The sequence below is a fragment of the Roseateles sp. genome (assembly GCF_047654805.1).
Classification (GTDB): Bacteria; Pseudomonadota; Gammaproteobacteria; order Burkholderiales; family Burkholderiaceae_C; genus Pelomonas.
In genome coordinates, this window is the sequence record NZ_JASGIV010000001.1 from 1,991,329 (window position 1) to 2,004,213 (window position 12,885).

Sequence of the window (12,885 nt, forward strand, 5' to 3'; positions counted from 1 at the left end):
CCGTGATGACATCTTCCCGTTTCCAATTCCGCCCAGCGGTCCGCATCGCCCTCTGGACTCTCGCCGCACTGTCGGCGCTCGGCACGCTGCTGCTGCTCATCGTGACGCTGGCCCTGCCGGGCTGGGTCACCGGCCGCGGCGCCGAACTCGCCACCGAGGCCCTGGGCCGGCCAGTCCGCATCGAGGAGGCACATTTCCAGCCCTGGCGCCTGGCGCTGGTCGTGGAAGGCCTGAGCATCGACGGACCAGCGGCCGGCGCCCCGCCGCTGTTCACGCTGGCCAAGCTGGACGCGGCGCTGTCGCTGCGCTCCTTGCTGCGCGGCCGTGCGGTCGTCGAGTCATTGACACTGACCCGGCCCGAACTGCGCGTCGCGCGCCTGGCCGAGGGCCGTTACGACATCGACGACCTGATCCAGCGCCTGGCCGCCAAGCCCGCGCCCCCCGGCGCGCCCGAAGAGGCAGATCCCGAGTTCGCCGTCTACAACATCGAGCTCAGCGAGGGCCGCATCCTCTTCGACGACCGGCCCGTGCAGCGCCAGCACGAACTCGCCGAGCTGCGCCTGGCCCTGCCGTTCCTGTCCACGCTGCCGGCCGACGTCAAGGCCAAGGTCCAGCCGCACCTGAGTGGCCAGCTCGACGGCGTCGCCTTCGACAGCCGCGCCGAGGCGTTGCCCTTCGCCGACGATGCCAGCGCCAGGCTGTCCTTCAAGTTCGCCGGCCTCGATCTCGCCCCGCTGGCCGCCTACGTGCCCGCAAGCGCCCCCGTGCGCCTGGGCAGCGGCCGACTCGACGTCGACCTGGCCGTGGACTTCGCCGAACGCCCCAAGCAGCCGCCCGGCGTCAAGCTCAGCGGCGTCGTGCAACTGCACGATCTCGCGCTGACCCAGCCCAGCGGCCAGCCGCTGCTCGGTTTCAAGCGCCTGGACCTGCCGCTGGCCGACGTGCAGCCCCTGCGGCGCCGGCTCGGCTTTGGCCAGATCCTGCTGGAATCGCCCGAAGCCCGCTGGGTGCCCCTGCCGGCGGGGCAGGGCGGGACGACGGCATCGGCGGCACCGCCCTGGCAGGTCAGCGTCGCCGGGGTGGACATCAGGGATGGCCGCTTCAGTGCTGCCAAGGACCTCGTGCTGGATGCCATCCAGCTCAAGCTCGGCCCCGCCGCCTGGCCGCTGAAGACGCCGACCCAGCTTGATGCCAGCCTGCATCTGGACCAGGCCACGCTGAGCGCCAAGGCGCGGCTGTCGCCCGAGCTGCTGGAGGCCGATGCCGAGCTGAACGGCCTGGCCCTGGAGCGCCTGGCCGCCTGGCTGCCGCTGCCCGGTGGTGCCCGGCTGACGGCGGGCGTGTCGACCCAGGCCGGCCTGCGCGTCAAGGACCCGCTGGCCGACGGCGCCGCCGACCGCGCACAGTTGACCCTGGCCGAAGTGCACGTCGCCGACGTGCGCCTGAGCCTGCCCGGCACCCCGCGGCTGCTGACGCTGGCCTCGGCCCGGCTCGACAAGGCCAGCATCGAGCCCGCCACGCGCAGCGTCAGCCTGGGCACACTCGCCCTGGACGCGCCGCGCGCCCAACTGGCCCGCGAGCCCGACGGCCGCCTCAACGCCGCTGCACTGCTGCCTGCCCATGGCTCGGCATCGGGGCCTGGCACAGGCCCGGACTGGAAGCTGCAGCTCGCCGGCCTGAGCGTCGAGCGTGGCGCGGTGCGCTGGCACGACGCCGCCGTGCCAGCCGGCGTGACGCCCGTGGCGCTGGCCATCGAACCGCTGCGGCTGCAGCTGGGTGCGCTAAGCTGGCCGGCCAAGGCCGCGGTGCAGGCCCAGCTCTCCGGCCAGCTCGCGCCGCTGGGAGCCAACGACCAGCCGGTGGTGGCCAGCGGCGGCAGCCTGCAGTGGAGCGGCCGCGTCGGTCTGGCGCCGCTGTCGGCCAACGGCAGCCTGCACGCCAAGGCGCTGCCGCTGCAGTTGCTCAATGCCTACCTGGATCCGGCCTGGGGCCTGCACCTGCAGCGGGCGGAACTGGGGCTCAAGGCCGCGGTCAGCGCCAGCCAGCAGGCTGGTGGCGACTGGGCGGCCAGCGCTGATGGCGACGTGCGTGTCGGCCCGCTGGCCGTGCTTCAGGCTCGCGCGGTGGACGGCGCGCGCGTCGTGGGCGAGGACCTGTTGAGCTGGCAGATGCTGCAGCTCGACGGTCTCAAGTTCGCACTGGCGCCGGGTGCGGCGCCGCGGCTGGCCGTGAAGGAGGCGCAGCTCGACGATGCCTATGCCCGCCTCATCGTCAACGATCAGGGGCGTTTCAACCTGCGCGACATCGGCCCGGCCGAGGCTGCCGCCTCGGCGCCTGTCGCTGCCGCTTCAGCTGCGGCTTCAGCTGCTGCCGCATCCCCCCCCGCACTGGAGTTCGCCGCCGAGCGCATCCGCGTCAACCGAGGCATCGTCGACTTCAACGACCGTTTCGTACGTCCCAGCTACAGCGCCCGCCTGACCGAGCTGCAAGGCTCGCTGGGCGCCTTCTCGTCCACCAGCCCGCAGATGGCGCCGCTGACCCTGCGCGGCAAGGTAGCCGGCACCGGGCTGCTGGAGATCGACGGCCAGCTCAAGCCTGGAGCCCCCGTGGCCATGGACGTGGCCGCCAACGCCACCGACATCGAACTCGCGCCGCTGTCGCCCTATGCCGGCAAGTACGCCGGCTACGCCATCGAGCGCGGCAAGCTGTCCACCAAGCTGCGCTACAAGGTCGAGCCCGGCGGCCAGCTCGTCGCCAGCAATCAGATCATCCTCAACCAGCTGACCTTCGGCGACAAGGTCGACAGCCCCGACGCGACCACGCTGCCGGTGCGCTTCGCCGTCGCGCTGCTCAAGGACCGCGATGGCGTCATCGACGTGAACCTGCCGGTCAGCGGCTCGCTGAACGACCCCGAGTTCAGCGTCGGCGGCCTGGTCTGGAAGCTCATCCTCAATCTCATCGGCAAGGCACTGACCTCGCCCTTCGCACTGTTCAGCGGCAGCGACAACCCCGAGGAGGCGCAGGTCGCCTTCCAGCCCGGAGGTGTGGAGCTGTCAGCCATCGACCAGCTCGACCGCGTCGCCAAGCTGCTGGTCGACAAGCCCGGCGTACAGCTCACGCTGACCGGCTGGGCCGGCATCGCCGCGGAGAGCCAGGCTATCCGCGAGCAGCGCCTGAACCAGGCACTCAAGGCCGAGAACGCGCTGCTCACCAACCCGGCGCCGGATGCCGCGCTCAAGCGCCTCTACCAGGCCAGCAAGCTGCCCAACAAGCCCAAGAACCTCATCGGCCTGCCCAAGGAGCTGCCACCCGAGCAGATGCGCGGCCTGCTGATGGGCAGCTACGCCGTCGACGAAGAGGCGCTGCGCCAGCTGGCCGTCGCCCGCGCCACCGCCGTACGCGATGCGCTGCTGGCCCGCGGCGCGCCCAATGCCCGCGTCTTCGTTGCCGCGCCCAAGCTCTGCGACGAGGGTTGCGACGAAACCTGGCGCCCCCATGTCGAGATGTCCCTCGGCGCTCATTGAAAGCACGTCCATGTCTGCACCCCACCTCGAATGCATCACCCTGGCCGGCGGCTGTTTCTGGTGTCTGGAGGCCGTCTACGAGCGTGTGCGCGGCGTGCACGGCGTGGAGAACGGCTACAGCAACGGCCAGGCGCCCAACCCGAACTATGAGCAGGTCTGCAGTGGCAACACGGGCCACGCCGAGGTCGTGCGCATCACTTTCGACCCCGCCGAGGTGTCGCTGCAAGAGCTGCTGGAAGTCTTCTTCACCATCCACGACCCGACCACCTTGAACCGCCAGGGCGCCGATGTCGGCACCCAGTACCGTTCAGGCATCTACTGGCACACCGAGGCGCAGCGCGAGCTTGCGGCGGAGGTGCTCAAGCAGGCGAACGAGCACTACGCCGGCCGCGTCGTCACCGAACTGCAGCCCGAGGCCAACTACCACCCGGCAGAGGCCTATCACCAGCACTACTACGCCCGCAACCCGGACCAGGGCTATTGCGCCTTCGTCGTCGCAGGCAAGGTCGACAAGTTCCTCGCCAGCTTCAAGCGGCTGGTCAAGTGATGCTGGCCTGGCAGGGGCTGGCCCATCGCTACGCGGGCGCCGAGAAGCCCATCCGCTACACCGACTTCGCCCTCGGCGCGGGGCGGCATCTGCTGCTGCGCGGCGCCTCGGGCTCCGGAAAGTCCACGCTACTGGCATTGCTGGCGGGGCTGCTGCGCGTGCAGCAGGGCGAACTCACCGTCGCAGGCACCGAGCTGGCATCCCTGAGCCCGCGGGCGCTGGATGCCTGGCGTGGCGCCACCCTGGGTGTCGTTCCGCAGCGCCTGCACCTGAGCGAGTCCCTGACGGTGGCGGAGAACCTCGCGCTGCCGGCCCTCGCGGCGGGGCAGGGTGCCGACCCGGAGCGCGCGGCCGAGCTGCTGGAGGCGCTGGACGTCGCCGAGCTGGCGGGCCGCCGGCCGCACCAGCTCAGCGTGGGCCAGGCCCAGCGCGTGGCCCTGGCCCGGGCGCTGATGCGCCGGCCGCGCCTGGTGCTGGCCGACGAGCCCAGCGCCAACCTCGATGACGAGCACACCTTGCACATGCTGGCACTGCTGCTGGACGCTGCCGAGAGGGAAGGCTGCACGCTCGTCATCGCCAGCCACGATGCGCGGGTCGTCGACGCGCTGAACGCCCGTGATGACGTGGCGGAGGTGGTGCTGCAAGGCGGCCCGAGCGCCGTGCCTCTCTCGAGCCGGCGAGCCGGCGCGCCAGGAGATCGGACGAGGTATCCGTCGGACGGGGGAGCGACATGATCCGGCTGGCCTGGAAATACCTCTGGTCCAGCCCACTGACGACGGCGCTCAACCTGCTGCTGCTGACGCTGGGGCTGGCGGCCGTGACCTTAGTGCTGCGGGCCAGCGGCCAGGTCGAGGCCGGGCTCAAGCGCGACCTGGCCGGCATCGACCTCGTCGTCGGAGCCAAGGGCAGCCCGATGCAGATCATGCTGGCCGGCGTCTTCCATCTCGACGCGCCCACCGGCAACATCCCGCTGTCCACGCTGGATCTGCTGAAGCAGCAACCGCTGGTGGCACAGGCGGTGCCGCTGTCACTCGGGGACTCCTTGCGCGGCTACCGCATCGTGGGCACGACGCCTGAGTACATCGAGCTGTACGGCGCGAAGCTGGAGCAGGGCGCCCTCTGGACCCGGCCGATGCAGGCCGTGCTGGGCGCGCAGGTCGCGCGGGCGAACGGGCTCAAGGTCGGCGACCGCTTTGCCGGCAGCCACGGGCTGGCCGAAGGCGGCGGCGCGCACGGCGAGCATCAGTTCGAGGTCGTGGGCGTGCTGGCCGAGTCGGGCAGCGTGCTGGACCGCCTCGTGCTGACCGACCTGGCGTCGGTATGGGAAGTGCACGAGGAACACCATGCCGGCGAGGCGCATGACGAGGCGGAAGAGCGGCGCGAGACCACCCTGGTCCTGGTGCGCTACCGCAGCCCGCTGGCGGCCGTCATGCTGCCGCGCTGGGTCAACGCCCAGGACGGCCTGCAGTCGGCCGCGCCGGCGCTCGAGACGGCCAGGCTGATGCGCCTCGTCGGCGCAGGCACCGAGGTGCTGCGCGGCTTCGGCATCGTGCTGCTGGTCGCAGCAGGGCTGTCGGTGTGGGTAGCGTTGCTGCATGCCGTGCGCGCACGCCAGGGCGACCTGGCCATGCTGCGCATGCTGGGGGCGCCGGCCTCGCGCATCGCGGCGCTGATCGCGCTGGAAGCACTGCTGCTGGCCGGCCTGGCGGCCGTGCTGGGCCTGGCGGCGGGGCATGGGCTCGTCGCGGTGCTGGAAAGACTGCTGGCCGAACGCCAGTCCCTGCGCCTGGGGCAGCTGGGCATGAGCGAGGCCGAATGGCTGGTGCCGTTGCTCGCTGGCGGCCTGGCGTTGCTGGCCGCGGCCTGGCCGGCCTGGCGGGCGTATCGCCTGGATGTCACAAGCCTGCTGCAAGCTCCACGCTGAACACCGACAATCCGCCCATCATGAAGTTCAAGCCTCTGCTCATCCTCTGCCTGGCCGCCTCGGCTGCGTTCGCGCAAACCGCGCCCTCCATCGGCCAGGGCCCGGGCTACCACGACCCGCGCAGCCCCTTCAAGCCGCTGGAGGAACGCGCCGACATCCTGTCGTGGAAGCTGCTGTCCCAGGTCACGGCCAAGGCCGAGAAGAAGAAGATCATCCCCACCTTCCCGGCCGCCGTGCAGGCGCTGGATCGCAAGACCGTCAAGGTGCAGGGCTTCATGATGCCGCTGGAGGCGGGCGACAAGCAGCAGCACTTCCTGCTGTCGTCGGTCCCGACGACCTGCTCCTTCTGCGTGCCGGCCGGTCCCGAAGGCCTCGTCGAGGTACGCACCAAGAAGCCGGTGCGCTACACGCTCGAGCCCGTGGTCGTCGAAGGGCAGCTGGCCGTGTTGACGGACGACCCCTACGGCCTGTACTACCGCGTCGAGGACGGCAACGCCGTCAACTAAGCCTCCCGCGCCAAGGCCCCGACACTAAGGCGCCAGCCTCTCGCGCAGCCAGTCGCTGCCCTGCAGCCGGAACCGCAGGCGGTCATGCAACCGCGAGCGGCGGCCTTGCCAGAACTCGAAGGTATCCGGCACGAGGCGGTAGCCCCCCCAGTGCGGTGGCCGCTCGGGGTTGAGTCCATGCTGGACGGCAGCCTTGGCCGCATTGGCCACCAGCACCGCGCGAGTGCTGATGACGCGGCTCTGCGGCGAGGCCCAGGCACCCAGGCGCGAATCCAGCGGGCGGCTCTTGAAGTAGTCGTCGGACTCCTGGGCCGAGGTCTTCTCGACACGGCCCTCGATGCGCACGACCCGCTCCATCTCCACCCAATGGAACTGCAGGGCCGCGAAGGGGTTGAGTGCTAACTCTCCACCTTTGCGGCTTTCGTAGTTCGTGAACCAGACCATGCCGCGCGCGTCGCAGCCCTTGAGAAGCACGACGCGGGTCGATGGCCGGCCGTTCTCGCCGACGGTCGCCACCGTCATCGCGGTCGGCTCGGACACATCATGGGCGATGGCCTCGTCCATCCAGCGCTGGAACAGGGCCAGCGGGCCATCCGTGGCCTGGGTCTCGTCCAGCTCCCCTAGTTCGTAGCTCTTTCGAAATTCGCTCAGCTTGCTCATGGGGCCGAAGTATGCAGACCTTCCCTTAAGTGAACGTACCAGTTTCAAGCGCAGTGCCACTCGGCATGCTGGTGGCACTGCAGCAAACGGCGCAGACCGTCACTAGGCAGAGGGCTTGGAAGGACCTATTGAAAATGACAAAGCGACGCCCCGCCGTCGTTGTGCTGGCCGCAGGTCGCGGTTCGCGGTTCAGAGGCTCGGGCCACAAGCTCGAGCAGCATCTGGGTGGTTCACCCAGCGAGGACACTGTGCTGGCACGCAGCCTTCGTCATGCCATCGCGACGCAACTCCCGGTCGTCGTGGTGACGACGACGGCCCTGGCGCCCGCCGTCCACAGGCTGGTTGCGGCGCGCGATATCGTGACCCTTCCCGATCGAGATGCCCAGGGACGGCCCCAGCCCATTGGCATGGGCCACTCCATCGCCGCCGGCGTCAGCGCCACGGGCGATGCCGATGGCTGGCTCATCCTGCCGGCCGACATGCCGCTGGTGCAGCCCGCCACCATCTTGGCCGTCGCGGAAGGTCTGGAGCACTATCCCGTGTGCTACGCCCAGTACCGCGGTATCCAGGGCCATCCGGTCGGCTTCTGCACCGAGCTCTATTCCGAGCTGACGGCCTTGCAGGGCGATGAGGGCGCCCGGCGCATCGTGGCGCGCTATGCGGCGCAGCCCATCGCGATCGACGACCCCGGCGTGCACATCGACGTGGACACCGTGGAAGACCTCGCGCGGCTGCAGGGCTAAGGCTGGTTCAAAGCGGCGCGCACAGGCCGTGCCTGGCGGCCAGGTGGGCCTGGCGCTCGAGTTCCATGTCGCGGATGCCATGCTCTCGCAAACCCTGAACGGTGCGCAGCAGATAGTCCAGCGTCGTGCCGTAGCGGCCGCTGGCATGCTGGAAGATGTGCAGCAACTCGGGCTCGTGCAGGGGGCCGGTCCAGTTCGGGCTCTGACGCGACAGCGTGAAGGCCAGTGCGCGCAAGCGGCCGCTGGGCGTGTCGCAGTTCAGCCAGCGTGGCTCGTAGACGCCGTTGGGCATCTCGCGCACCCACAGCCGCGGCAGCACCTCCTCGCCGACCTCGCGCGGCACGCGGTAGACCAGGCCGCGGCAGCTGCCGCCCGAGATCAGCGCCAGTACCAGCCCCGGCTCCTGCGGCGAGCCGCGGTTCACGCGCGAGCGCATGCGCAGCACGCGGTGAAAGCCCAGCACGCGCGCGGGCAGGGCCTGGGCATACTCGAATTCAGGGCGCCAGATCAGCGATCCGTAAGCGAACAGCAGCAGATCGTCGCCACTGGCGCGCCATTCAGCCGTCGTACGCTGCAACAGGTGCGCACTGCGGGCCGGGCCATGGGGAATCTGGATTGCCTGTGAAGCCATCGATGCCATCTTGTCACGGAGAACCAAGCCAGCCGCCGTCAGGACGCGCATTTGTAACGCCGGGAGGCATCCGTTGCAGGATGCACGGCCACCGACTGGGCGTTCGGTGTTGCTCTGGTACCCAGGCCGTAACCCGCAAGCTCCCTGGGCGAAGTAATATGGTTACCTAAATTCCCAAGGGCTGGTTACGTGAACGCAGCCCAAGGAGACACCGAATGAATTCCACGCTCATCGAAGTCACTCAACGCATCCGGGAGCGCAGCGCCGGGTTGCGCGGCGACTATCTGGCTCGCATTGCCCAGCTCAACAACCGCCAGCGCGGCTTCGAGCGCATGGGCTGCGCCAACGTCGCCCATGCGGTCGCGGCCCTGCCGTCCAACGACAAGCTGCGCATCGTTGCCGAGAAAGCGCCGCACCTGGGCGTCGTCACGGCCTACAACGACATGCTGTCGGCCCACCAGCCCTACGAGGACTATCCCGCCCAGATCCGCGCCGAGGCTCATAGGCGCGGCGCCACCGTCCAGGTGGCCGGCGGCGTGCCGGCGATGTGCGACGGCGTCACGCAAGGCCTGCCCGGCATGGAGCTGAGCCTGTTTTCGCGCGACACCATCGCGATGAGCACCGCCATCGCGCTGACGCACGACGTCTTTGACGCCGCGCTGCTGCTGGGCATCTGCGACAAGATCGTGCCGGGCCTGTTGATCGGCGCGCTGCACTTCGGCCATCTGCCCTGCGTGTTCGTGCCGGCCGGGCCGATGAGCTCCGGCATCTCCAACAGCGACAAGGCCAAGGTGCGCGAGCTCTACGCCCAGGGCAAGGTCGGCCGCGACGAGCTGCTCAAGAGCGAGTCCGCCGCGTACCACGGCGCAGGCACCTGTACTTTCTACGGCACGGCCAACAGCAACCAGATGCTGCTGGAGGCCATGGGGCTGCACGTGCCGGGCGCGGCCTTCGTGCACCCGCACGACGACCTGCGCGCCGCGCTGACGCGCGAGGCCGTCGGCACCGCGCTGGACATCAGCGGCCGGCTGCAGGGCAAGCCCGCCAAGCCCATCGGCCAACTCGTCGATGAGCGCTGTATCGTCAACGCCATGGTGGCGCTGCTGGCCACGGGCGGCTCCACCAACCACCTGATCCACTGGGTCGCGGTCGCCCGCTCGGCAGGCATCCTCATCAACTGGACGGACTTCTCCGACCTCTCCGCCGTCGTGCCGCTGCTGGCCCGCGTCTACCCCAACGGCAGCGCCGACGTGAACCAGTTCCAGGCCGCAGGCGGCCCCGGCTTCGTCATCCGCGAACTGCTGGACGCCGGCCTGATGCATGAGGACGTGCTCAGCATCGCCGGCGACAGCCTGCGCCCCTACACCTTCGTTCCGCATGCCGTGGGGCAGGGCGGCGAGGTCGTGCGCGAACCCATGCCGGCCGCCAGCGGCGACGACGCAGTCGTGCGCACCGCTGCAGCCCCCTTCAGCGTCACCGGCGGCCTCAAGCTGCTGGACGGCAACCTCGGCCGCGCCGTCATCAAGGTCTCGGCCGTGCCCGAAGACCGCCACACGGTCGAGGCACCTTGCCGCATCTTCACGACCCAGGAAGCCATGCTCGCCGCGTTCAAGAACGGTGAGCTGGAGCGCGATGTCATCGTGGTCGTTCGCTTCCAGGGCCCGCACGCCAACGGCATGCCGGAGCTGCACAAGCTGACGCCGCCGCTGGCGGTGCTGCAGGGCAAGGGCTTCAAGGTTGCCCTGGTCACCGACGGCCGCATGAGCGGCGCCTCGGGCAAGGTGCCCGCGGCCATCCATGTCAGCCCCGAAGCGCTGGCCGGCGGCCCTCTGGCCAGGCTGCGCGACGGCGATGTCGTGCGCGTGTGCGCGCTCACCGGCAGCCTGCAGGCCCTGGTCGGCGACGCCGAATGGGCGGCGCGCGACATCGCAAAGCTCGCCACGGCCGAGGCCGACGTCAATGCCCACGGCCTGGGGCGCGAACTCTTTGCCGGCCTGCGCCGCAATGTGCTGAGCGCCGAGGAAGGCGCCTGCACCTGGCTCTGAAGAACTCTGTGCCGGGCCGCCGCGCCGGCATCTGCTGATCAAGGAACAAGAAGATGATCGACACCCTCAGCCTGGCCAGCCACGGCCCCGTCATTCCCGTCATCGTCATCCAGCGCCTGGAAGACGCCGTGCCGCTGGCCGAAGCGCTGGTCGCCGGCGGCATCAAGGTGCTCGAGGTGACGCTGCGCACGCCCGTCGCCCTGCAGGCCATGGAAGCCATGGCCAAGGTGCCCGGCGCCATCGTCGGCGCCGGCACGCTGCGCAGCCCGCTGGACGTCACCAACGCCAAGAACGCCGGCTGCCAGTTCGGCGTCAGCCCCGGCTACACGGACGCGCTCGCCGCCGCCTGCAAGGCCGAGGGTCTGCCGCTGCTGCCCGGCGTGTCGACGGCCTCCGAGGTCATGCAGGCCAACGCGGCGGGCTTCGGCTTCCTGAAGCTGTTCCCGGCCGTCGCAGTGGGTGGCGTGAACCTGCTGAAGTCGCTGGCCGGCCCCTTCCCGGACGTGGCCTTCTGCCCGACCGGCGGCATCTCGCTGGAGACCGCACCGCAGTTCCTGAAGCTGCCCAACGTCAAGGTCTGCGGCGGCTCCTGGCTGACGCCGCAGGACGCGGTCGACGCCAAGGACTGGGCGCGAATCACCCAGCTGGCTTCAGAAGCCGCGGCGCTGCGCGCATGAAAACGGCTGTCGTCGCCGCCGTATGGGCCAGCGCGACGCACAGCTTCTCCAAGTTCCCGCAGGCTGAGCTCGCCGTCATCGCAGGGCAGGGTGTTGCCGGCGACGCCCACTGCGGCGTGACGGTCAAGCACCGCTCGCGCGTCGCCAAGGACCCGACGCAGCCCAACCTGCGCCAGGTGCACCTGATCCAGAGCGAGCTCTTCGACGAGCTTGCGGCACAGGGCTTCGGCGTCGGGCCCGGCCAGTTGGGCGAGAACATCACGACCCGCGGCATTGACCTGCTGGCCCTGCCGTGCGACACGGAGCTGCGCATCGGCACCGACGTCGTGCTGCGCCTGACCGGGCTGCGCAATCCCTGCCCGCAGATCGAGAATTTCGAAACGGGACTGCTGAAGGCCGTCGTCGGCAAGGACGCGAGTGGCGAGGTCGTACGCAAGGCCGGCGTCATGAGCATCGTGCTGGCCGGAGGCACCGTGAAGCCGGGCGACGGCGTGGCGGTGGCCTTGCCCCCGCTCCCGCACGCCAGGCTGGAGCGCGTCTAGGCCGGCGGCAGGTCGAACAGCAGGCAAGTCGTCGACGCGTGCGCGTAGAGCTTGCCGTCGTGACCGACCAGCTCGGCCTCTGCAGTCGTCACTTGGCGACCGCGATGCACGACGTGGCCAATAGCGCGCACCAGCGGCACCTTGTCGTTGAGGCCCCGCACGAGGTTGACCTTGAACTCCAGCGTCGTGTAGCCGCGGCCCACGGGCAACGTCGTATGCACCGAGCAGCCCAGGGCCGAGTCCAGCAGCGTCGCGAACCAGCCCCCATGCACGCCGCCGAGCGGGTTGTAGTGCTTGAACTGCGGCCGGCCCTGGAAGGTCGCCATGCCGTCTTCAACCGAGATCAGCAGGAAGTCCAGCGTCTCGCTGATCGGCGGCCGCGGCGCGAGTCCGTCCAACATGGCCTGCATCTGCTGCAGGCCCGTCTTGCCCGCCAGCATGGCGCGCGAGGCCAGACCGGTTTCGAGTTGCTGACGCGAGCGCAGCGCGGCCTCGTCGGCCAGCCACTGCGCGAGGATGTCGTCGGGAGAGGAGGAACTCATGATGCGGCTTCAAGCGGGGAAGCCGCGGATTCTGCGCAAACGCAGTACCCAGCGCTGTCGCGCGTGTTCACGCGGCCAGACGCTGCTCCATGGTGTCGGCTCGACGGGTGCGCGCGGTGCTCCTGAGTGCATCCAGCACCGGCCCCTGCCACGGCAGCAAATAGACCAGCGTCGCCAGCGCGGCGCGCCGGCGCGATGACAGCAGCGGCCGGCCGCTCTCATCCAGCAGCAGCACGTTGGAGCGCACATTGAGGGGATCGGCCTGCACGACGGTGCCTTCGGCCATCTCGACCCAGTCCCACTCCACCCACGCACAAGCGTCGGCGTAGCAGCGCTCCCAGCGCGTCGATCCGCCCACGCGGCGTTCGCCGCCGTGCGGACGGTGCGTATGAGTCCGGGCGTGCTGCACGTCCCGGGCCGCGCTGGACAGGGCGGCCGCGGGCCAGCAAACGCTGCCTTCCGGCAACTGGATCAAGGTGGACATGGACAACTCCTCTCTGGCGTGTGTTTCGAACGGGAGTGCAGTCTCTGGTCAGCGCGGGGG

13 protein-coding genes are annotated in these 12,885 nt (G+C 69.9%); 9 read left to right on the forward strand and 4 right to left on the reverse strand.

What is annotated here, in order from left to right; translation table 11 throughout:
* The first annotated feature begins 5 nt into the window (after nucleotides 1-5).
* The 5 genes from QM732_RS08795 to QM732_RS08815 are packed head-to-tail and all read left to right on the forward strand — an operon-like array spanning nucleotide 6 to nucleotide 6,501.
* Nucleotides 6-3,524 (forward strand): DUF748 domain-containing protein, encoded by a 3,519-nt coding sequence (locus tag QM732_RS08795; protein ID WP_415655795.1) that lies wholly within the window; start codon nucleotides 6-8, stop codon nucleotides 3,522-3,524.
* A 10-nt stretch (nucleotides 3,525-3,534) separates the two neighbouring features.
* Entirely contained in the window at nucleotides 3,535-4,071 is a 537-nt protein-coding gene (msrA, locus tag QM732_RS08800) for a peptide-methionine (S)-S-oxide reductase MsrA (protein WP_415655796.1), read from the forward strand.
* The gene (locus QM732_RS08805) at nucleotides 4,071-4,805 is read left to right on the forward strand and encodes an ABC transporter ATP-binding protein (protein WP_415655797.1); all 735 of its coding nucleotides are present in this window, start codon (nucleotides 4,071-4,073) and stop codon (nucleotides 4,803-4,805) included. The genes msrA and QM732_RS08805 overlap by 1 nt, the downstream gene beginning before the upstream one ends.
* Nucleotides 4,802-5,995: an ABC transporter permease gene (locus tag QM732_RS08810; RefSeq protein ID WP_415655798.1), complete on the forward strand. Its 1,194-nt coding sequence runs from the start codon at nucleotides 4,802-4,804 to the stop codon at nucleotides 5,993-5,995. The genes QM732_RS08805 and QM732_RS08810 overlap by 4 nt, the downstream gene beginning before the upstream one ends.
* A gap of 20 nt (nucleotides 5,996-6,015) precedes the next feature.
* Nucleotides 6,016-6,501 carry a DUF3299 domain-containing protein gene (locus QM732_RS08815; protein WP_415655799.1) on the forward strand — a complete coding sequence of 162 codons (486 nt, stop codon included), beginning with the start codon at nucleotides 6,016-6,018 and terminating at the stop codon, nucleotides 6,499-6,501.
* Between the two features lie 24 nt (nucleotides 6,502-6,525).
* On the opposite strand, the gene pdxH is transcribed toward QM732_RS08815, so the two are convergent.
* On the reverse strand, nucleotides 6,526-7,161 hold the full coding sequence (gene pdxH, locus QM732_RS08820; RefSeq protein WP_415655800.1) for a pyridoxamine 5'-phosphate oxidase: 636 nt from the start codon (nucleotides 7,159-7,161) through the stop codon (nucleotides 6,526-6,528).
* Nucleotides 7,162-7,295: 134 nt separating this feature from the next.
* Between pdxH and QM732_RS08825 the strand changes: the two genes are divergently transcribed.
* Complete coding sequence (locus tag QM732_RS08825) at nucleotides 7,296-7,904, forward strand: nucleotidyltransferase family protein (protein WP_415655801.1); 609 nt, start codon at nucleotides 7,296-7,298, stop codon at nucleotides 7,902-7,904.
* A 7-nt stretch (nucleotides 7,905-7,911) separates the two neighbouring features.
* Here the strand turns inward: QM732_RS08825 and QM732_RS08830 are convergent, their stop codons facing one another.
* On the reverse strand, nucleotides 7,912-8,535 hold the full coding sequence (locus QM732_RS08830; RefSeq protein ID WP_415655802.1) for a gamma-glutamylcyclotransferase: 624 nt from the start codon (nucleotides 8,533-8,535) through the stop codon (nucleotides 7,912-7,914).
* A 215-nt stretch (nucleotides 8,536-8,750) separates the two neighbouring features.
* On the opposite strand from QM732_RS08830, the gene edd reads away from it, so the two are divergent.
* Genes edd through QM732_RS08845 form a run of 3 tightly spaced genes read left to right on the forward strand, consistent with a single transcriptional unit; the run spans nucleotide 8,751 to nucleotide 11,799 of the window.
* Nucleotides 8,751-10,580, forward strand: coding sequence for a phosphogluconate dehydratase (gene edd / locus QM732_RS08835; RefSeq protein WP_415655803.1), 1,830 nt, complete (start codon nucleotides 8,751-8,753; stop codon nucleotides 10,578-10,580).
* Nucleotides 10,581-10,633: 53 nt separating this feature from the next.
* Entirely contained in the window at nucleotides 10,634-11,257 is a 624-nt protein-coding gene (eda, locus tag QM732_RS08840; RefSeq protein ID WP_415655804.1) for a bifunctional 4-hydroxy-2-oxoglutarate aldolase/2-dehydro-3-deoxy-phosphogluconate aldolase, read from the forward strand.
* On the forward strand, nucleotides 11,254-11,799 hold the full coding sequence (locus QM732_RS08845) for an MOSC domain-containing protein (protein WP_415655805.1): 546 nt from the start codon (nucleotides 11,254-11,256) through the stop codon (nucleotides 11,797-11,799). The genes eda and QM732_RS08845 overlap by 4 nt, the downstream gene beginning before the upstream one ends.
* On the opposite strand, the gene QM732_RS08850 is transcribed toward QM732_RS08845, so the two are convergent.
* Nucleotides 11,796-12,341, reverse strand: a complete 546-nt coding sequence (locus QM732_RS08850) for a PaaI family thioesterase (protein WP_415655806.1) — start codon at nucleotides 12,339-12,341, stop codon at nucleotides 11,796-11,798. The two genes, QM732_RS08845 and QM732_RS08850, sit on opposite strands and share 4 nt — an antisense overlap.
* Nucleotides 12,342-12,408: 67 nt before the next feature.
* Nucleotides 12,409-12,825 (reverse strand): DUF4902 domain-containing protein, encoded by a 417-nt coding sequence (locus QM732_RS08855; protein ID WP_415655807.1) that lies wholly within the window; start codon nucleotides 12,823-12,825, stop codon nucleotides 12,409-12,411.
* Between the last annotated feature and the right edge of the window lie 60 nt (nucleotides 12,826-12,885).